Genomic DNA, 19144 nt, shown 5'->3' on the forward strand with positions numbered 1-19144 from the left:
GTGCTCGCCGGTTCATCCCCGGCGAGCGCTGGAGACGGTTGCCGCCTCCCTGGGACCCTGGGCGGTCCGCGCATGCAGGGTGCCGTAGCGTTCCATGCTCTGCCAGCGGAGGCGGATCCCGGCGAGGGCGGTGAACACGGATTGCAGCACGACGAGGTACATCAGCTGCCGGTAGACCACTTGCTGGAGAGGGAGCGTCCAGAGGGCGCCCATCTTCTCCTTGTCGAGGCGGAAGGCGTATGCGGCCATCAGCAGCTGTACGAGCAGGAAGGCGCACCACAGCCCGATGATGCGGACGGGGTCGAGGAAGATGATGCCGTAGATCGCGAAGATGTCCACGACCGGGGCGAAGAGCGGCAGGAGCACCTGGAGGACCAGGAGGTAACCGAGCCCGCGGCGGCCGAGCTTGCCCGCCGGGCCGCGCTGGACGATCGCGCCGCGGTGCTTCCACATCGCCTGCATGGTGCCGTAGCACCATCGGTAGCGCTGACGCCAGAGCGCGGCGAGCGAAGCGGGCGCTTCGGTCCAGGCAAGAGCATCGTCGCGGTACACGACGCGCCAGCCGTCGCGGCAGAGCGACATGGTGAGGTCCGTGTCCTCCGCGAGGGTGTCGAGGCTGACACCGCCGACGCGGTCGAGAGCGTCCTTCCGGAACCCTCCGATCGCGCCGGGCACCGTGGGCATGCATTCGGCTATGTCGAAGAGCCGCCGGTCCAGGTTGAATCCGACCACGTATTCGATGTGCTGCCAGGCGCCGAGGATTCCCCCACGGTTGTTGATCTTGGTGTTGCCCGAGACCGCGCCGACACGCGGGTCGGCGAACGGCTGGACGAGGGCCCGGACCGTGTCCGGCTCGAACACGGTGTCGCCGTCGACCATGACGATGAGGTCATGCGAGGCAGCCTGGATGCCGGTGTTCAGCGCGGTCGGCTTCCCGCCGTTCGGCTGGCGGATGACCCGCACGGAGGGAAGGCCGAGCGCCTCGACGATGCTCGCTGTGTCGTCGGTCGAGCCGTCATCCACGACGATGATCTCCACGGGATGTGTCGACGCCGCGATCGATCGGACCGCGGCTTCGATCCCGGCCGCTTCGTTGTAGGCGGGCACGATGACCGTGACGGGTTCGGTGACGGGAGGGAGCGCCGGGCCGTTCGGTCGGTGCCGTCCGCGGTGAGCGAGCCGGTGGTGGCGGGCGGCGACGGAGACGACGAGCACGGCGCGGATGAGCATGACGACGCCGCTGAGCACCAGGGCCCAGGTGATGAGGGTCACGGCCAGATCGCTGAGGCGGATGCCCCACACGGTCGCCGCAGCGCCGATGCGCTCGAGCCGGGTCGCTGGACGCATGGTCTGCCCGAGCCCGACGGCGTCCCCGACGGTCGTGACCGTGTAGCCGCCGGCGGAGAGCCGCCCCAGGGTCTGGTCGAGCGCGGCGACCGTCTGGCTGCGGTCTCCGCCGCCGTCGTGCATCAGCAGCACCTGTCCGGCGCTCCCGGTCGGGGTGAGGTTCCGGGCGATGGCCGGGACTCCGGGACGCCTCCAGTCCTCGGAGTCCGTGGTGGTGAGGACGGTGAGATACCCGTCGTTCGCGGCATCCCGGATGGCCGTCCACTCGTTGTCGGTGATCGCGTCGTTCTCCGAGCTGTACGGGGGTCGCAGCAGCGCAGTGGCGCGCCCTGTCGCGTCGATGATGGCCTGCTGGCCCGTCTGGACCTCCAGTTGACGGCGCCACGGGGGCGCAGCGCCGAGGTCGACGTGAGTGAGCGTGTGCACGCCGACTTCGTTCCCGTCGTCGACGATCTGCCTGACGAGGTCCGGGTGGGCGATCGCAGCGGTCCCGACGACGAAGAAGGTCGCATGCACGTGGTTCTTGCGGAGCACGGCGAGGATCTGAGGCGTCCAGGCGGGATCGGGTCCGTCGTCGAACGTCAACGCCAGAGTGCGGTCGCGGGGACTCGCTGTGCGCGGGCGATCTGTTCGCGCGTCGATCACCGGACCGCCGTGGGAGACGGCGGAAGGGACGCCGGCGGCGCTGCCGGAGGCCGGCACCGAGTCGTCTCCGATCCCCGCCAGGTGCTGGGTGTATCCCTGAACGAGCAAGGCGACGGCGAGCGCGAACAGGACCGCAGCGAGCACCACCCAGTGCGCCCGGACCGGGCGGCACCGCCGCGAGTCACGCGGTTGCGCTGTCACGGCTTCTGCGGCGCCGGGGGCCGATTGGCTTGCCCGGGGGCGCTCGCGCTCCGGCCGGAGGTCGACCCCGGCCCTGGGGTCTGCGTCGAAGAGGGAGAGCCGTGTGCTGCCGGGACCGGGGTGGAGGCCGCAGCCGTCGTACCGCCCGTGACGGGGGAGGCCGGCGCGACGCGTGAGACCGGGGACGGGTCAGCGGGAGGCGCATCCGGGACGGCCGACGGGGGCTTCGGGCTCGACGGCAGGGGCGACCGTGTCACGGCGGGCTGCCGGCCGCTCGAGTGCACCTGCGGAGCGAATGCTTCCGGCAGGAGCGGAGCGATGATGTCCGGCCCTCCGAGGAAGGCGCTTCCGACCAGCGCCACGTAGGCCGTGACACCGGCAAGCGCCGCCAGTCCGCCGATCCGCGCCCGGCGGAGTCTCTTGCCGGAGGCGTCGACGAACACCGGACCACCGGCGGCAGGCCGGCGGTGTCGGGGCTTCGCATTCCAGAAGGGCATCAATCAAGAACCATAAGAGTCGCAGGCTTCGTATGACCTGAGCGGAGCCCCCCGCATCCGCACATCACTGTAGTGCGTCATCGCTGTCCGATCATAGAAAACTTCCGGCGAAACCGCCCTCGGCCCCGCGTCGCCACGCGCATTTCGGTGGCGAAACGTGACCCTAACGTCTCAGACACGTCATGGACACACCCCGTAACTAGCTTCAGGCCATGGAGTTCGACCCGCACACCGATGGGATCCTCCGAGGAGATCGAGAGCAGTCCTCCCGACGACTCGGCGATCTGATGCGCGCCGAAGCCCGGAGCTCCTCGACGTCGACGCCGTTGAGCGAGGAGGCGCTGATCTCCGAGTTCGGCGCCAGCCGCAACGCCATCCGTGCCGCCCTCGGAGCACTCCAGAAACAGGGCGTGGTGTCGCGCCGGCGTGGCATCGGAACGACGATCAACCGGCACTGGGACTGGTCCGACCTGGCGGAGCTGCGGGGACTGAGCGAGTCGGCGGGCGCCTTCGGCGGACGGGTCACGAACCGCGTCCTCGTCGCGGACGTCGTCTCCGCGCCGCTTGCGATCAGCGCCTCGCTGAACCTCCCGACCCGTTCGCCCGTCCTCCTGGTCGAACGGATCCGGATCCTGGACGGACTGCCGTTCTCCCTCGATACGAGCTACTTCAACGCCGGACTCGCCCACGGGCTCCTCGACTGCGCCCTCGAGAACGACGACCTCGTCGTACTTCTCGAAGACTCCCTCGGACTCGAGCTCGGCGGTGCCGACCTCGTCATCGAGTCCGCCATCGCCGGCGATGCCCTTGCCGGCCAGCTGCATGTGTCGCCCGGCGACCCCATCCTCTCGGTCGATCGCATCCTTCGCCTGAGCGATGGATCGGTTCTGGCGCTCGAGTTCCTGCGCCTCCGCGGCGATCGTGCCGCGATGACCGGGCACAGCGACCGCGGGACGCATCCCCGCCGCCCGGCGAGCGCGACGACCACCCCTGACGGGAACGCCGCATACGCAGCTCCGGTCACCACCGAATCCACGAAGGAAGAAGCATGAACGTCCCATCCGCCACCGGCGTCATCCGCCTCGATCGCGCCCGCGTGCACGACAGCCTCATCCTGTTCGGCGGTCCCGACGGAGTGTCGCGACTGATCGACCTCGATGGCGAGGTCCGCCACGAATGGCCCTTCTACGGGGTTCCCGCACGCATTATCGATCCGGCGATGAACGGGGGGCGTCTCGGCGACATCGGGGTCCAGCTCTCCGAGGTGGAAGACTCCCCGGGCGGCATCTACGCCAACCGGACTGTCGGCCAGGTCTCCTGGGAGGGGGACGTGCTCTGGGAGTGGGGCTCGGAGGCTCCCGGCGGCGCAGCCCGGCAGAACCACGACTGGGAACTCCTTCCGAACGGCAACCGGCTGTTCCTCGTCACCATCCCGCGCGTCGTCCCCGGACTCGGCCCCCAGGTGGTCGGAGACCAGGGGATCTACGAGGTCACGCCGGGCGGGGACATCGCCTGGAGCTGGCGGGCCGGCGACCACCTGCAGGAGTTCGGCTTCTCGGAGTCCGGCTGGGAGCACCTCCGCTCGACGGTCGACCGGCGACCCGACGATGTCTGGGGCTACCTCGAGATGAACAGCATGAAGACCCTCGGCCCCAACAAGTGGCATGACGCCGACCCGGAGACCGTCTTCCAGCCGGACAACATCATCTTCAGCACGCGCAAGGCGAACGTCGTCGGCATCATCGACAAGTCGACGGGCGCGCTCGTGTGGCGGATGGGCCCCTACTACGGAGAGGAGCCGGGCGCCGAGCACCAGCGCATCAACCGCTTCTCGCTTCCGCGACCGGTCGATCAGCTCTCCGGCCAGCACAACCCGCACTTCATCGGCGAGGGCCTCCCCGGCGCCGGCAACATCCTCGTGTTCGACAACCAGGGAGGCGCAGGCTACCCGCCCGCCCCGCTCGGCATCTACGCGGGTTCACGGGTTCTGGAGATCGACCCGTCGACCAAGGAGATCGTCTGGCAGTACACCGCGGAGGACTCCGGTCGTCCGTCGTGGGAGTTCCACAGTTCGTTCGTCAGCAACGCGCAGCGTCTTCCCAACGGCAACACGCTCATCACGGAGGGCATGCGCGGCCGGCTGTTCCAGGTCACGCGGGAGGGCGAGATCGTCTGGGAGTACCGGTCGCCCTACGAGGCTCCCGGTATCGCAGGCGAGCCCGAGGTCCAGGCCGCGACCGTCCCCGGGGTCGACCGGCTGTCCATGACGAGGCTCATCTACCGTTCCCAGGCGGTCCCCTTCGAGTGGGTCCCGGATGAGGCGGCGCCCACTCCCGAACTCGTGGGTCAGCGGATCTCATGCTGAACGAAGCGACGACCAGGCGGCCTCTGGCCCGAATGACGCAGTCCGCGCAGGCGTTCGATCGTCCCGCCCCGCGTCGGCGATCGGCGAGCATGAGGAACCTCGCCCGGCTGAGCGGGACGGTCGGCGGCGGCGCGATCCTCGGCGTCGCCCTGCTGATCGCGCTGTGGTCGGCGGTGTACGCGACCCGCCTCTTCCCGGACAACCTCTTCCCCAGTGTCCCGGCCGTCTGGCGGGCGGGCGTCGCGATGTGGAACGAGGGACTGCTCGGGCCGGACATTCTCGCCAGCGTCCGGGAGGCTCTGGTCGGCTTCGTCATCGGCACGCTCGCAGGGATCGGCTCGGCGCTGGTGACCGCCACCACGCGGGGCGGCCGGCTCGTCGTGCAGCCCGTGCTGCGTCTGCTCGCGCCGATTCCGACGATCGGGCTGATCCCTCTCGCCATCCTGTGGTTCGGCATCGGCGACACGAGCAAGTACATCGTCGTGGCCGTGGGCGTCTTCGTCCCGGTGTGGATCAGCACCCATGCCGGGCTCGCATCGACCCCGTCCGACTATCTGCAGGTGAGCGGCTGCCTCGGATCCTCCCGCTGGCTGACGCTCCGCAAGGTGATCCTGCCGGAGGCCCTGCCCGACATCGTGGCGGGGATGCGCGTCGGCTGCGCGACGGCTTTCGTCGTGATCGTGGTCGCCGAGATGACGGGCACCACGAACGGACTCGGCTACCGGATCGCGCAGGCGCAGCTCTTCTCGCAGGCCGACCGGTTGATCGTCCTGCTCGTCATCCTCGGAATCATCGGCGCGATCTGCGACCAGCTCATCGCGACCATCTCCCGGCCGTTCACGGCGTGGGCGACGGAGGAGAACTGACATGGATCTCGCAGTCCGAGACCTCGGGGTCACCTACAAAGGCAAGTACGCACCCGCCCTCGACGGCGTGAATCTGGAGATCGAGTCCGGCTCGTTCGTCGTCCTGGTGGGGCCGTCCGGAAGCGGCAAGTCGACCCTCCTGCGCTGCCTCGCCGGAATCGAGACGCCCACGAGCGGAACGGTCACAGCGGACGGTTCGCCGGTCGTCGGCCGCGACCCGAGCCGGGGCATGGTCTTCCAGCGGGACATCCTGTTCCCGTGGGCCACGATCCGCGCGAACGTCGCGTTCGCCCTGGAGGCGAAGGGCACGCCGAAGCGGGACATGGAGCCGATCATCGACGAGCTCCTGACGCTTGCGGGCCTTCCTCTCGAGGTCAAGCGCCAGCGCCCGGCGGCACTGTCCGGCGGCATGCGTCAGCGTGCCGGCATCGCGCGCATGCTCGCGGGCGAGCCGGAGGTCATGCTGATGGACGAGCCCTTCGCCGCCCTGGATGCGCAGACCCGGCTCCGCATGCAGGATCTCGTGACAGACCTCTGGTCCAGGCTCGGCCGGACCGTCGTCTTCGTCACACACGACGTGGATGAGGCGATCCGGCTTTCGCAGACGATCTTCGTCCTTCGCGACGGTCGACTGGCCGCGACCATCGAAAACCCTCTGCCGCCGGACCGCCCGGCGGGGCAGCTCGCCGAGGCGGTGGGCTACAGCGACCTCCGTCGTCGGCTGCACGACGAGCTCCACGAAACGATCGAGGTCTAGGCAGCGCCACTCGCCGAGACTTCGCCGGCCGCACCCCCATCCCTCCCCGTTCCGCATCGCATCGCATCCTGAAGGAGCCCCCCATGCTCGTACGTCCTCGCCGCCCCATCGTCACCCGGCTCGCGATCGTCGCGGTCGGAGTGACGATCATCGCCTCGCTCAGCGCCTGCGTCGGCTCGAGCGCCTCCGCCGATGGCAGCGGATCCGCCTCGAAGAACCTCACGGTCGGCTTCGTGCCGGACCCCTCCTGGGCCCAGGTCCCCGTCGCCGAGACCCGAGGCTACTTCACGGCGGAGGGGCTGAACGTCAAGGTCATCGACTTCTCGACGGGCGTCCAGGCGCTCCAGGCGCTCGCCGCCGGGCAGGTCGACGTCACGACCTCCGCCGACGTTCCCGTGTCGGCCATTCTGGCCGGCTCGAAGAACATGCAGATCATCGCGGACGGTTCGCGATGGAAAGGCTCCGTGATCGTCGCAAGCAAGAAGGCCGGCATCTCCCGCGCCGCCGACCTGGCCGGACGGCAGATCGGCACTCCGCTCGGAACCAGCGCCGCCTACTTCGGGTCGAGCTTCCTCAAGCAGTCCCATGTCGATGGCCAGCTCCTCAACGTGGCGCCATCCGCCATCGTCACGGCGATGCAGCAGGGCAACGTCCCTGCCGTCTCGATCTTCCAGCCGTTCCAGCAGCAAGTCATCTCGGCCCTGGGCAGCGATGCCGTCATCCTCCAACCGGCGGAGGGGACATACGTTCAGCAGAGCCTCTACCTGGCCTCCACGAGTGCAGTCGCGAGCAAGTCGGCTGCCCTCACGTCCTTCGAGGTCGCCCTCGGCAAGGCCGGCCACGACCTGACCACGCGGTCGGACGCCGCCGTGAGCGCAGTGGCGACGGCCACGCAGCTCTCCCCGTCGCTCGTGAAGACGATCCTTCCCGAGTTCGACTACACCATCGGGCTGCCGTCCGAGCTGCCCTCCGAACTGACGTCGCTGGGCACGTGGGCCAAGACGGCGGGCAACCTGCCGTCGAGCACGACCCTCCCCGACTACGCGACCTTCATCGACCGGAAGTTCCTGCCGGCCTCGTGAGGCGGTGAGGGCCGCCTCTGGGCCAGCCCCGCCGTCGACCCGCCTGCGGTTGGAGGCTGTTTCGAGCGGTTCTCACCGGACCGGCCTTGTGGCGGGTGTTCACTGGCAGATCATGGGCAGGGACGAGACCGCGGCCGAGACGGCCGACGAGACGGCCGACGAGACGGCCGACGAGACGAAGCCGGAGGGGCTCTCGCGCCGGGGATGGCTCCTTCTCGTCGCCGCAACCGCGGTCGTCGGAGTGGTGCTCCTGACGGTCGGCTTCCTCGCGGCCGGCCTGCGCGTCGGAGACGCTCGAGCAGTCTCGTCCTCGGCACCCCGGCAGGCGTCGCCGCAGCCGCGCGAGACGGAACCGGCGCCGACTCCGCTCGGCCTGCCCCCACGTCCGACGCCGACGCGCGTCCTCACCGGCCCGGCAGTGCCGGTCGGCTCGCTCAGGTCCGGCGACTGCCTCCAGACCTACGACTCGAAATGGGCGGACGGCTACCCGGTGGTCGACTGCGCCGCGCCGCACATCGCCCAGCTCCTGACCAAGGGAGTCCTCCCGGAGCCGGCCACCGCATCCTTCCCCGGCACGGCCGCGCTGGACAGCCAGGTCAGCGATCTCTGCGAACCCTTCCTGGACTGGCACTGGGTGGCGATCTGGAACGAGGACGTCCAGCTCGACCTGCGCTACCCCGACACCAGCGCGAAGTGGGCGACCGGAACGCGCTCCTACTACTGCTTCGTCTACACGTTCTCGCGGCACGAACTCACCGGCAGCGCGGCGGCGACTCGGTGATGCGGCGTGGGGAGACGTCTGCGGGATCGGATTCGGGGAGAATGGCCACTCGGAATTCATAGCTCAGCCGACCGTGCTCGGACAGGTCGAGCACGGAAGGGGAACGTTGAGGCGCCGCAACACGGTCATCTCGATCTCGATGCCTCTGGCCGTCCTGATCATCGTCGTCGCCGGCTACGCTGCAACGACGGCTCCGAAGCCTCCCGCCGCCGGCGCGAACGCGACAGCGCCGATCCCCACCGGAGACGCTCTCCGGCAGGTGCACTCACCGGGACACGTCGCGGTCGACGAGCAGCTGCACGCCGGGCAATGCCACGTGCGGATCCGCGACGCAAGCAATGGCCTCGTCCTCCCGGACGCAGCCTGCACCCCAGGCGCAGTGGATCCGGGCGTGACGCAAGCGAACATCCAACAGACGATCTGTGCTCACGGCTACACCGCCACGGTGCGCCCGCCCCAGTCCGACACCGGCCCGGCCAAACACGAATCCCTCGGGGACTACGGACTCGGCTACCAGCCCACCATCGAGTACGACCACCTGGTGCCGCTGGAGCTGGGTGGCACCAACGCCGTGTCGAACCTCTGGCCGGAGCCCAACGCCAGCGCGGCCCGCGGGTTCAACAACCCGAAAGACCGGGTGGAGAACACTCTGGCAGCGGCGGTGTGCGACGGCCGGGTGCCGCTGACGGCCGCGCAGCACGCGATCGCCACGGACTGGACCACGGCGACCGCGAGCCTCGGACTCTGACCGAACCGTTGACGACGCGCGACTCGGCCGCGGCCACCGCATCCACTGCGGCCACCGCATCCACCGCATCCATCGAGTCAGGAGGTCACTGGTAGCCGCGTTCCTGCGTGGCCTCGTCGGCCACTCGGACGCCGTAGCGGTACACGAGTTCTCCGCCGAGGAACCCGGAGAACCCGATGATGAGGATGCCGATGATGGTGGTCACGAATCCACCGACGCTGAAATGGTCGCCCTCGGCGAGCCGGAAGATGAAGCTCACGACGAAGACCGCGACGGCGAGGAGGTTCGCGATCATGTGGCGAAGGGCGATCGCCCGCGTGCGCGTCCCGGCCTGGATGCCGCTGAAGTCGATGAAGCCGAAGATCGCGGCGATCAGGGCGCCGATGACGCCGATCGCGACCAGCGTTCGCGCTCCGGCGGCGAACGGTGCCTGATCGCCGGAGATCAAGGCGATGATGTCGAAGACGAGGGCCGCGATCCAGGTCCCGACGGGAACGGTGATCAGGATGCCGTGCAGGGGATGGCCGTACGGACCCGCCAGAACGGTGCGGGGGTGCTTGGCCCGTTGCAGTGCTGTCTGTTCGTGGTCCATGGGACGCTCCCTTCCCTGTGCGGCAGGCGGCCACGGTGCCGCCGATCACGGCACGGACGGTAGGCCTCCACCGTTCTATTGTCAAGATCCGCTGCATTAGAAGCGGAGTCGCTTCCTCCCGGCTCGCAGGGGCCGGCCGGGATGCTCCATCTGCGAGGTCGGGACGGTGTGTGCTGTGGTTCGTAACGTCTGCGGGTGCTCGCCCGACCGCATACGTTACGCAGACCCGCACAAGCCGCTCGCACGCTGGCCGCCGGCGCCTGCGCCGGCTGCGGCGCCTGCGCCGGCTGCGCCGGCTGCGGCGGCTGCGGCGGGCTGCGGCGGCTGCGGCGGACAGCGAAGGAGACTCGGACGAAAACCGTTCGAATCTCCTTCAGTACTGCCATCTGAAGGAGATTCGACGCCCGATCTCCTTCGATTCCCCACCCCGGGAAGCCACCCTCGCGGCGTAGGGTGAGGCCCGTGAAGACGACGATGGTGCGGATCGGATGGATCTGTCTCGCGATCGTCAGCGCCGGGATCCTGGTGTTCGGTCTCGTCATCGCGGTCGTGCCGATGGGCGGGGACGAGCTGCTGTATCGCGCCGACGGTCTGGCATCGATCGGGTTCGGTCTGTTCGGCGGCCTGATCGTCCTTCTGCCCTACCGACGTGTCGAACGATGGGCGTGGGGCGCGCTCTGGTTCTACCCGGTGTTCTGGGCGGCTCACCTGTTCGGGAACCTCCCGCCCGGCACGGACCACATCCATCAGATCGTCTTCATCGTCCTCTCGTTGATCGGGCTGCTGCTGCCGGTGAGGGTGTTCTTCCCGTCAGGGCAGGACCGGCCCACGGTCGGATCGGCGCGACGGACAGGGGATGCGGACCTCTAGCGCGGTCCGGCGCGTCCGGCGCGTCCGTCCGGCGCCGGACGTCGACGCAGAGGATGGCGGCGCGTAGAGTCGCCGCATGTCACGGGACATCATCCGGACGCATGAGCAGCACGCCCAGCGAGTGCGGGACGCGGTGACCGGGAGCGGCATCCTCGACGAGCGGGTGCGGCGCGGAGCCGTGGAGGCCGGACCGGATGGCGATCCGCTCGCCGAGCCGTACGGGGCGCTGGTCCGGCAGATCCGCGAGGATTCGTCCCGCGTCACGGATGCGCAGGTGAGGGCCGTGCGCGACGCCGCGGGATCGGAGAAGGCGGCCTTCGAGCTCGTGTTCGCCGCCGCAGCGGGAGCGGGGTTGCGACGATGGGATGCGGCCCTGCGAGCGATGACGGAGGCCGGCGATGCGGCTGACTGACGTCGAGCGCGGCGACTCGCCGTGGCACCGGGCGCTGATCCGCATGATCTCGCGCGTCTCGGGGATGCGGCTGCCGGATGCCGCTCGCGTCGCCTTCTACGATCGGGGCTTCGCCGGGCCGAGCCTGGGGGAGTGGACGCAGAAGACGATGCGAGGGCCGAGCGCCTGGTCGGTCTCGGAGCGGGAGCTGATGGCGGCGTGCGTGGCCGCGTGGAACTCGTGTCCGTTCTGCGTCGGCGCTCACGGTGCCATCGCCGTCCGCGGCCTCGACCGGGACGTCGTGGAGCGGACGCTCGCGGACCACACGACGGCGCCGATCTCCACGCGGCTCCGAGCGGCGCTGACCTTCATCCAGAAGATGACCCGTGAGCCGGACGCGCTCGCCGCCGCTGATGTCGAGGCCGCTCACCGCGCGGGCGTCGACAGCCACGCTCTGCGTGACGCCGCCGCAGTGGCCGCGGTGTTCAACGTGATCACGAGATACGCCAACGCGCTCGACTTCGCGATTCCGACGGAGGAGGAGTTCGAGAAGTCCGCAGGGATGCTGCTGCGCCGCGGGTACTCCTGATGCTCCGGTCGGACCCGGATACGCTGGCCGAGTGGCCGACCTGGTGCTGATGTCCGGCCTGACGGTTGCCGGCCCCGAGCCGAGCCCGAGACGGCAGGGAGCGGGATGTCGCAGTTAGCCGTCGTCCGGCACGGGTCGGTGGATGCGCGACTCGTGTCGCTCCTGTCGCCGGGCGACCGCGAGCGGTTCGCATCGTTCGGGGGCGACACGGAGCGGGAGGGGCGGTTCCTGGCCGGTCGGGCGGCGCTGCGGTCGGCCGCCGCGCGGATGGGGGAGCCGGGCATCGTCGTCCAGGCGGGATGCCCGGAGTGCGGCCTGTCCCACGGCCGCCCGACGGCGGGGCTGGACGGCGCATCCCGAAGCCTGTACTTGGCGTTGACGCACTGCGGCGGAGTCGCCATCGCCGTCGCATCGCGCCGACCGGTGGGAATCGACGCGGAGCCGGTCAGCACCTCGTCCGAGCGCCGTGCGGCGATCGACGAGCTGGCGCCCGGGCGCGGGGATGCGGTGCAGCGGTGGACGGCGATCGAGGCCGTGCTCAAGGCGGATGGACGCGGCCTCCGGCTGCCGCCCGATGCCGTCCGCCTCGGGATGCCCCGCTTCGGGATGCCCCGCTTCGGGATGCCCGGCATCGCGAGGCGCAGCGCCCGCCTCGACGGGCGCCGTTACGGTCTGCGGACCATGCGGCTCGGGGGATGCATCGTAACGGTCGCGACCGAACGCGCGAACAGCGCCGACCGCGCGATCGCCGGCCCTCAGGACAGCGCGGGCAACGCCGTCTGACGGAGCCACGCGTCGAAGAGCCCTTCCAGCGGCTCAGCCGAGAACCGCCCGGCGAGCGCCTCGAAGTCGCCGCTGGTGACCGTGCCGAACCGGTGCTCGGCCGTCCACCCGCGCAGCAGAGCGAAGAACCGGTCGTCGCCCAGCTTCCGCCGGAGGGAGTGCAGCAGGCAGGCGCCGCGCTTGTACACCCGGTCGTCGAACATCGCGTCCGGGCCGGGGTCGCCGAGGAGCAGATCCTTCCTGGCCAGGCGCAGAGCAGCGTGGTGCGATCGGGCCAGGACGCCGGCGGACAGGCCGCCGGACGCCTCCGACCACAGCCATTCGGCGTAGCACGCGAAGCCCTCGTTGAGCCAGATGTCGCGCCAGGAGGCCAGGCCGACGCTGTTGCCGAACCACTGATGGGCGAGCTCGTGCGCGATGAGCCGCTCGGAGTCGCCGCGGCCGTCGGCGTGCTCCGAACCGAAGGTGGCCATCGCCTGCGACTCGAGGGGAATCTCCAGCGGGTCCTCGGTCACCACGACCGTGTACGACGGGAAGGGATACGGCCCGAACAGGTCCTGGAAGCGCTCCAGCATCCGTCCGACCGGCTCGAAGTCGTGCAGCACGCGCTCGGCGAGCGGCTGCGGATAGGCGAGCAGCCACTCCACGTCGCCGGTCCGCCGCGGTTCGAGCGTGTAGCGGCCGATCTGCACAGCCGCCAGGTAGGTCGCGGTCGGCTCGAGGCGCTCGAAGCTCCAGGTGCCCCGGCCGCCGCTCACGCTGTGGCTCACCGGCTCGCCGGTGGCGAGCACCGTGTACGCCTGCTCGGTGGTGACGCGGATGCGGTACGTGGCCCTGTCCGCCGGGCGGTCGTTGCACGGGAACCAGGTGGGAGCACCCGAGGGCTGCGCGGCGACGATGACGCCGTCGGACAGCTCCTCCCAGCCGAGCGTGCCCCAGCGGGTGCGGCGGGGCGCGGGCGAGCCGTCGTACGCCACCTCGACGGTGAACTCCGCGCCCGCCGGGATGCGTCCGGCCGGGGTGATCCGGAGGTGCGTGGGCGTCTGGCTGAAGCGGACGCGCTTCTGCCCATCCACTCGGACCCGTTTCGCCTTCAGATGCACCAGGTCGAGCACGATCCCGGACAGCGGGACCCGGGCGGTCGCACGGATGATGGCCGTCGCGTCCAGCCGATTCGTCGCCACCCGGTAGGTCAGGTCGAGGTCGTAGCTCTGGACGGCGTAGTCGTCGGTGCCCGACCGGGGCAGGTAGGCGTGCGGTCCGCCGTCGGTCATCCGCGGACCCGAGCGCGGTAGTCCCGGACGACGACCTCGCGCCACGGGCCGATCGGGTTGCCGCTCCAGCGGCTGCCGGCGGGCACGGTCTCCCCGCGCATCACGAGCGAGGCGGGCCCGACGGTCGCCTCGGCGCCGATGTCGGCGGCAGGGAGGATGACGCTGTGCGGGCCGAGGGTTCCGCCGCGCTCGATGGTGACCTGGTCCATGCTCATGATTCGATCATGGAACAGGTGCGTCTGCACGACGCAGCCCCGGTTGACGGTGGATGCGTCGCCGAGCGTGACGAGGTCGGCCTCCGGGAGCCAGTAGCTGTCGATCCACACGCCGCTCCCGATCCGGGCGCCGAGGCTGCGCAGCCACCAGACCAGCGCGGGTGTTCCCGCCGCGGACCACGCGAACCAGGGCGCTGCCACCATCTCCGTGAACGTGTCCGAGACCTCGCTGCGCCAGATGAACGACGACCAGAGGGGATGCTCGCCCGGCTTCAGCCTCCCGAGCAGGGCCCACTTGGCGATGGTGCTCACCGCGGCGGCCGCCGCCCCGGCGACGAGGAGCACCGGACCGCTGAGCACGACCGCCCAGCCCGGACCCCACGCGGAGTCGACCGCACCGAGGGCGATGACGACGGCCAGGCCCACGGCGCACGACACGATCACCGGCACGATGCGCAGCAGTTCCCACGCCGTGCGGGCGACCCGGAGAGCGGCAGGCGGCTGGAAGGTGCGGCTCAGGTCGCCCTCCTGGGCGCGCCGGCGCAGCCGCACCGGCGGGGATCCGAGCCACGACGATCCGGGCTTCGCCTTGCGCGGCGCGAAGGAGAGCACCGCCACGAGGCCGTCGCGCGGTACGCGGTTGCCGGCGCCGGCCATCCCGGAGTTGCCGAGGAAGGCCCGGGCGCCGATGTCGACGCCCGCGATGCGGACGTAGCCGCCGCCGAGCTCGTAGGAGGCCACGAGCGTGTCGTCGGCGAGGAACGCGCCATCGCGGATGCGCGTCATGCGCGGAAGGAGCAGCACGGTCGAGGCCTCGACGTCCGAGCCGACGCGGGCGCCGAGCATCCGCAGCCACACCGGTGTGAACAGGCTCGCGTACACGGGGAACAGGATGGTGCGGGCGAGGTCGAGCAGGCGCTCGGTGGACCACGCCTGCCATCCCACGCGGCTCCGCACCGGGTACACGCCCTCGCGCATCCCGATGCCGAGGAGGCGGACGAAGACCACGACGAGCGCGGCCAGGACGACTCCGGCGGCGAGCGTCCCCGGAACGAGTCCGGCCAGGGCGCGAGCGGCGACCTCCCCCCAGCCCGCCGCTCCCCGGACGAAGGCCGCCACGACGGCCGCGCCGACGGACAGCGCGAACACGGGCACGACCGAGACCACCGTGGAGGCGACCGCGTACGCCGCCACCCAGCGGGTCCGCCGCTGCGGCCGGACCTCCGGCCACCAGTCGCCGGCGCGACCGACCCGCACGGCCGGCGAACCCGACCAGTGCTGGCCCGACGGGACCCGGCCGAAGACCGCCGACCCGGGAGCGACCGTGGCGTTGCGTCCGATCTTTGTGCCCGGCATCAGCGAGCTCCGGGCGCCGACCGAGCTGCCCGCGCCGATCCGGATCTCGCCGATGCGGACGACGTCGCCGTCGATCCAGTAGCCCGCCAGATCCACCTCGGGTTCGATGGATGCGCCCGCGCCGATGCGCAGCATCCCGGTCACCGGTGGGAGGGTGTGGAGGTCGACGCCGCGGTCGATCGTCGCGCCGAGTGCGCGGGCGTAGTAGAGGATCCACGGAGCGCCCGCCAGGCTCGCCGCGCCGACCTGGTGGGCTACCTGCTCGGCGAGCCACAACCGCAGGTGCACGCCGCCGCCACGAGGATGGTCGCCCGCCTTCACCCCGGCCAGCAGCAGCCGCGCGGCGGCGACGGCGATCGCCATCCGTCCCCACGGCGTCACGAAGATCAGGAGGCCGGCCACCAGCCACACCGGGTCCGGGTCGGGCAGCACATCGAAGCCGCCGAGCGGCCGGAGCAGCGCCGCAGCCGTCAGGAGATACAGGAGCCAGCGGATGCCCGCCAGGATGAACAGCGGCACGCCGAGGGCGGTCTGCAGGGCGCGCATCCTCAGCGGTGTCGGCGGGACGACGTGAGTGGAGGCGGCCGACGGCGACGGCGAGCTCTCGGCCAGCGCCTGCACCATGGCGCCGAAGCGCGGTGTCGCATAGATGTCGGCGACCGTGATGTCGGGATGCCGCCGGCGGATCAGCGAGACGAGCTGCGCGGCCGCGAGCGAGCCGCCGCCGAGTTCGAAGAAGTTGTCGTCGGGACTCGACGCGGCGAGCCCGAGCACGCTGCGCCAGTCGGCCGCGAGCGCGTCGGCGATCGGGTCGTCGGTGGCCGCGCCGTCGCTCTCCGTGTCCTCGAGCGGCCAGGGCAGCGCCGCCCGGTCGACCTTGCCCGAGGTGCGGACCGGCAGTTCGTCGATCACCGCGAGCAGCGGGACCAGCGCCGCGGGCAGCGTCTCCCGGAGGCGGTCGAGCGAAGCCCCGCGGTCGAAGGCGTCAGGGTCGGGCACCGCGAGGTAGCCGACCAGGACGTCGTTCCCTGCGGCCGATCGGCGGACCGCCGCGGCCGCGCCCGAGACTCCTGGGAGGTGCTGCAGCGCACTCTCCACCTCGCCGAGCTCGATGCGGCGGCCGCCCACTTTGACCTGATCGTCGGCGCGACCCAGGTAGAAGAGGCCCGCCGGGTCGAAGCGGACGAGGTCGCCGCTGCGGTACGCGCGCTCCCAGCCGAGGGTCGGCATCGGCGCGTACTTCTCCGCATCCTTCGCCGGGTCGAGGTAGCGCGCCAGCCCGACGCCGCCGATCACGAGTTCGCCGCTCTCGCCCTCTGCGACGGGACGGCCGTCCGCATCCACGATCGCCAGATCCCAGCCGTCGAGGGGCAGGCCGATCCGCACGGGTTCACCGGCCACGAGAGGGGCGGCGCACGCGACCACCGTCGCCTCGGTCGGGCCGTAGGTGTTCCAGACCTCGCGGCCGGGCACCGCCAGGCGGGTCACCAGCTCGGGCGGGCAGGCTTCGCCGCCGAAGACCAGCAGGCGGACGCTGTCCAGCGCATCCACCGGCCAGAGCGCGGCGAGGGTGGGGACGGTCGAGACCACGCTGATCCGCCGCGCGGAGAGCCACGGGCCGAGGTCCATGCCCGTCCGCACCAGCGACCGCGGCGCCGGGACGAGACAGGCGCCGTGGCCCCATGCCAGCCACATCTCCTCGCACGAGGCGTCGAAGGCGACCGAGAGCCCGGCGAGGACGCGGTCGTGCGGCGAGATCGGCTCCTCCTGGAGGAACAGGCGGGCCTCGGCGTCGACGAAGGCGGCCGCGGAACGGTGCCGCACGGCCACGCCCTTCGGCGTGCCGGTCGAGCCGGAGGTGAAGATCACCCAGGCGTCGTCCTCCGGCCGCGGCGGCTCCATCACGGGCAGGGCGGCGGTGCTGGGATGCGGCGCCACCGGGGCGAAGAGCGGTCGCGGAACCGCCTCGCCGCGCAGGATGAGACCCGCGTCGGTCAGAACGCCACGGACCGCCGCCTCAGCGAAGACCAGCTCGGCCCGCTCCTCCGGGTCATCGGCGTCCACGGGCACGTACGCGGCGCCAGCCGCGAGCACGCTGAGGATGGCGAGGTACAGGTCGCGGGTGCCGGAGCTCATCCGCACGCCCACCCGGTCGCCGCGCCGGACGCCGCTCTCGCGCAGGCGCGCCGCGCCGGCAGCGCCCCGGGCCAGGAGCTCCCGGTAGCTGAGGGCGCCGGCGGCATCCTCCAGCGCCGAGGCGTCCGGAAAGCGCCGCGACGTCTCGCTCAGGATGTCGAGCAGCGTGCGCGCGTCCGGTGCGTCATCGCCGCGGCGGAGCACGCCGGTCGGCAGGGTATCGGGAGCATCGGCCACGAGCGCATGCTACGGACACCGGGTTAAGTTCCGGTGAATGCGGCGGTCTGGAGCGTGGATCCGCTGTCATCGCTCGCGGCCGGGCCACTGCCTCCCCGCCCACGGGTCGTAGTCCGCCAGCAGCGGGCCCTGCTCCGGGCGGTCGGCTTCCGGCACGTGCTGGAGGTTGATCCGGACGCGGTACCAGAGCGAGCTGGAGCCGCGCATCCCGTCGACCAGCTCGTCGGCGGGATGCAGTTGTGCGGCGATCGCCGGGTTGCCGGCCTTCCAGCGCTCCAGCGCATCCATCGCCTCGGGTTTCGTCTTGGTGCGCGCGACCTCGATGAGCGGCATCTGCGAGACGCGCCGGCCGGCCGCATCGCCGGAGCGCGGCGGCTTCTCGGCGGGTCCGAGCTCGGCGGCGAGCGCGAGCAGTGCGTCGAGCGAGCCGACGGCGTCGTCGATGCCCTCGTGCGGGTCGCCCCGCTCGGCGAAGCGGCGGAGCACGGTCGGCACGGTGAACTCCTCGGGCCGGCGGGAGCGGACCTCGTCCCAGTCGAGCGGGGTGGAGACGCGCGCGTCGGGCAGCGGGCGGATGGAGTAGGCGGATGCGACGGTGCGGTCCTTCGCGTTCTGGTTGAAGTCGACGAAGACGCTCTCGCCGCGCTCCTCCTTCCACCAGCGCGCGGTCGCGAGCCCGGGAGCCCGGTTCTCCACCTCGCGTGCGAGCGTCTCCGCGGCGAGGCGCACGTCGGCGAAACCCCACTGCGGAGCGATTCGGACCAGGATGTGGAGGCCGCGCGAGCCGCTCGTCTTCGGCCAGCCGACGAGGCCGTGATCGTCGAGCACCTCCCGGGCGACGAAGGCGACGTCCACGATCTGCTGCCAGTCGACGCCCGGCATGGGGTCGAGGTCGACGCGAAGCTCATCGGGATGGTCGAGGTCCTCGGCGCGGACGGGATGCGGGTTGAGGTCGAGGCAGCCGAGGTTCGACACCCAGGCGAGGCCCGCCGCATCCCGCACGACCGCCTCCTCGGCCGAGGTACCGCTCGCATAGTGGAGGGTCGCGGTGTCGATGTAGGGCGGGTGGTTCTCGGGGACCCGCTTCTGGAAGAACGGCTCCTGCGAAAGTCCCTTCGCGAACCGCTTGAGGACCATCGGCCGGCCGCCCGCGCCGCGCAAGGCGCCGTCGGCCACCGCCACGTAGTAGCGCGCGAGGTCGAGTTTCGTCAGCCCCGGCTCCGGGAACACGACTTTGCCGGGATTCGAGATGCGCACCTCGTTCCCCTCCACCTCGAGGAAGGTCTCGGACGTCGACGACGGACTCATGCCGCCACCGTAACCGCCGCGCCCCGCCCCGGCCAGGCCCGGCCGCCCCCCTCCCTCCCGGCCGCCTCCCTCCCTCCCGGCCGCGCCTCCCTCCCCTCCCTCCC

At 71.1% G+C, this 19144-nt stretch carries 17 protein-coding genes; 11 read left to right on the forward strand and 6 right to left on the reverse strand.

Features of this window, described 5'->3' with window-relative positions; genetic code table 11:
* Positions 1–12: 12 nt before the first annotated feature.
* Together BM287_RS16105 and BM287_RS16110 are read right to left on the reverse strand one after the other, a co-directional pair.
* A complete protein-coding gene (locus tag BM287_RS16105) occupies positions 13–2193 on the reverse strand; it encodes a bifunctional polysaccharide deacetylase/glycosyltransferase family 2 protein (RefSeq protein WP_211772997.1) in 2181 nt (726 codons plus the stop codon).
* The gene (locus tag BM287_RS16110) at positions 2190–2690 is read right to left on the reverse strand and encodes a hypothetical protein (RefSeq protein WP_090041508.1); all 501 of its coding nucleotides are present in this window, start codon (positions 2688–2690) and stop codon (positions 2190–2192) included. The genes BM287_RS16105 and BM287_RS16110 overlap by 4 nt, the downstream gene beginning before the upstream one ends.
* A gap of 212 nt (positions 2691–2902) precedes the next feature.
* Between BM287_RS16110 and BM287_RS16115 the strand changes: the two genes are divergently transcribed.
* The 7 genes from BM287_RS16115 (at position 2903) to BM287_RS16145 (ending at position 9289) form a co-directional block, all read left to right on the forward strand.
* Positions 2903–3742 (forward strand): GntR family transcriptional regulator, encoded by an 840-nt coding sequence (locus BM287_RS16115; RefSeq protein ID WP_090041510.1) that lies wholly within the window; start codon positions 2903–2905, stop codon positions 3740–3742.
* On the forward strand, positions 3739–5055 hold the full coding sequence (locus BM287_RS16120; protein ID WP_090041513.1) for an aryl-sulfate sulfotransferase: 1317 nt from the start codon (positions 3739–3741) through the stop codon (positions 5053–5055). The genes BM287_RS16115 and BM287_RS16120 overlap by 4 nt, the downstream gene beginning before the upstream one ends.
* A gap of 89 nt (positions 5056–5144) precedes the next feature.
* Positions 5145–5921, forward strand: coding sequence for an ABC transporter permease (locus BM287_RS16125; RefSeq protein ID WP_244528397.1), 777 nt, complete (start codon positions 5145–5147; stop codon positions 5919–5921).
* A 1-nt stretch (position 5922) separates the two neighbouring features.
* Positions 5923–6678: an ABC transporter ATP-binding protein gene (locus tag BM287_RS16130; RefSeq protein ID WP_090041518.1), complete on the forward strand. Its 756-nt coding sequence runs from the start codon at positions 5923–5925 to the stop codon at positions 6676–6678.
* Positions 6679–6761: 83 nt separating this feature from the next.
* Positions 6762–7760 carry an ABC transporter substrate-binding protein gene (locus BM287_RS16135; RefSeq protein WP_090041521.1) on the forward strand — a complete coding sequence of 333 codons (999 nt, stop codon included), beginning with the start codon at positions 6762–6764 and terminating at the stop codon, positions 7758–7760.
* 112 nt (positions 7761–7872) lie between these two features.
* Positions 7873–8541 (forward strand): hypothetical protein, encoded by a 669-nt coding sequence (locus tag BM287_RS16140; protein ID WP_139230712.1) that lies wholly within the window; start codon positions 7873–7875, stop codon positions 8539–8541.
* Positions 8542–8647: 106 nt separating this feature from the next.
* A complete protein-coding gene (locus BM287_RS16145; protein WP_139230713.1) occupies positions 8648–9289 on the forward strand; it encodes a hypothetical protein in 642 nt (213 codons plus the stop codon).
* 85 nt (positions 9290–9374) lie between these two features.
* On the opposite strand, the gene BM287_RS16150 is transcribed toward BM287_RS16145, so the two are convergent.
* Positions 9375–9881 (reverse strand): DUF2231 domain-containing protein, encoded by a 507-nt coding sequence (locus BM287_RS16150; RefSeq protein ID WP_090041527.1) that lies wholly within the window; start codon positions 9879–9881, stop codon positions 9375–9377.
* A 462-nt stretch (positions 9882–10343) separates the two neighbouring features.
* Here BM287_RS16150 and BM287_RS16155 point away from each other — a divergent pair, with 462 nt between their 5' ends.
* The 4 genes from BM287_RS16155 to BM287_RS16170 all read left to right on the forward strand — a co-directional run bounded on the left by BM287_RS16155 (position 10344) and on the right by BM287_RS16170 (position 12514).
* A complete protein-coding gene (locus BM287_RS16155) occupies positions 10344–10751 on the forward strand; it encodes a hypothetical protein (protein WP_175463936.1) in 408 nt (135 codons plus the stop codon).
* A 76-nt stretch (positions 10752–10827) separates the two neighbouring features.
* Positions 10828–11163 carry a hypothetical protein gene (locus BM287_RS16160; protein ID WP_090041529.1) on the forward strand — a complete coding sequence of 112 codons (336 nt, stop codon included), beginning with the start codon at positions 10828–10830 and terminating at the stop codon, positions 11161–11163.
* On the forward strand, positions 11150–11731 hold the full coding sequence (locus BM287_RS16165; RefSeq protein ID WP_090041532.1) for a carboxymuconolactone decarboxylase family protein: 582 nt from the start codon (positions 11150–11152) through the stop codon (positions 11729–11731). The genes BM287_RS16160 and BM287_RS16165 overlap by 14 nt, the downstream gene beginning before the upstream one ends.
* 105 nt (positions 11732–11836) lie before the next feature.
* A complete protein-coding gene (locus BM287_RS16170; protein ID WP_175463937.1) occupies positions 11837–12514 on the forward strand; it encodes a 4'-phosphopantetheinyl transferase family protein in 678 nt (225 codons plus the stop codon).
* On the opposite strand, the gene BM287_RS16175 is transcribed toward BM287_RS16170, so the two are convergent.
* The 3 genes from BM287_RS16175 to BM287_RS16185 form a co-directional block, all read right to left on the reverse strand.
* On the reverse strand, positions 12487–13788 hold the full coding sequence (locus BM287_RS16175) for a M1 family metallopeptidase (RefSeq protein ID WP_090041534.1): 1302 nt from the start codon (positions 13786–13788) through the stop codon (positions 12487–12489). The genes BM287_RS16170 and BM287_RS16175 overlap by 28 nt on opposite strands.
* Positions 13785–17732, reverse strand: coding sequence for a Pls/PosA family non-ribosomal peptide synthetase (locus tag BM287_RS16180; protein ID WP_090041538.1), 3948 nt, complete (start codon positions 17730–17732; stop codon positions 13785–13787). The genes BM287_RS16175 and BM287_RS16180 overlap by 4 nt, the downstream gene beginning before the upstream one ends.
* 66 nt (positions 17733–17798) lie before the next feature.
* Complete coding sequence (locus BM287_RS16185; RefSeq protein ID WP_090041541.1) at positions 17799–19040, reverse strand: DNA polymerase domain-containing protein; 1242 nt, start codon at positions 19038–19040, stop codon at positions 17799–17801.
* Between the last annotated feature and the right edge of the window lie 104 nt (positions 19041–19144).

It is taken from the genome of Leifsonia sp. CL147 (assembly GCF_900114565.1).
Lineage (GTDB): Bacteria > Actinomycetota > Actinomycetes > Actinomycetales > Microbacteriaceae > Leifsonia.

Excerpts from the sequence above, each read along its gene's own strand:
- BM287_RS16110 (WP_090041508.1), bottom strand. The coding sequence starts at position 2,690 with ATGCCCTTCTGGAATGCGAAGCCCCGACACCGCCGGCCTGCCGCCGGT.
- BM287_RS16115 (WP_090041510.1), top strand. The coding sequence starts at position 2,903 with ATGGAGTTCGACCCGCACACCGATGGGATCCTCCGAGGAGATCGAGAG.
- BM287_RS16120 (WP_090041513.1), top strand. The coding sequence starts at position 3,739 with ATGAACGTCCCATCCGCCACCGGCGTCATCCGCCTCGATCGCGCCCGC.
- BM287_RS16125 (WP_244528397.1), top strand. The coding sequence starts at position 5,145 with ATGAGGAACCTCGCCCGGCTGAGCGGGACGGTCGGCGGCGGCGCGATC.
- BM287_RS16130 (WP_090041518.1), top strand. The coding sequence starts at position 5,923 with ATGGATCTCGCAGTCCGAGACCTCGGGGTCACCTACAAAGGCAAGTAC.
- BM287_RS16135 (WP_090041521.1), top strand. The coding sequence starts at position 6,762 with ATGCTCGTACGTCCTCGCCGCCCCATCGTCACCCGGCTCGCGATCGTC.
- BM287_RS16140 (WP_139230712.1), top strand. The coding sequence starts at position 7,873 with ATGGGCAGGGACGAGACCGCGGCCGAGACGGCCGACGAGACGGCCGAC.
- BM287_RS16150 (WP_090041527.1), bottom strand. The coding sequence starts at position 9,881 with ATGGACCACGAACAGACAGCACTGCAACGGGCCAAGCACCCCCGCACC.
- BM287_RS16160 (WP_090041529.1), top strand. The coding sequence starts at position 10,828 with ATGTCACGGGACATCATCCGGACGCATGAGCAGCACGCCCAGCGAGTG.
- BM287_RS16165 (WP_090041532.1), top strand. The coding sequence starts at position 11,150 with ATGCGGCTGACTGACGTCGAGCGCGGCGACTCGCCGTGGCACCGGGCG.
- BM287_RS16170 (WP_175463937.1), top strand. The coding sequence starts at position 11,837 with ATGTCGCAGTTAGCCGTCGTCCGGCACGGGTCGGTGGATGCGCGACTC.
- BM287_RS16175 (WP_090041534.1), bottom strand. The coding sequence starts at position 13,788 with ATGACCGACGGCGGACCGCACGCCTACCTGCCCCGGTCGGGCACCGAC.
- BM287_RS16185 (WP_090041541.1), bottom strand. The coding sequence starts at position 19,040 with ATGAGTCCGTCGTCGACGTCCGAGACCTTCCTCGAGGTGGAGGGGAAC.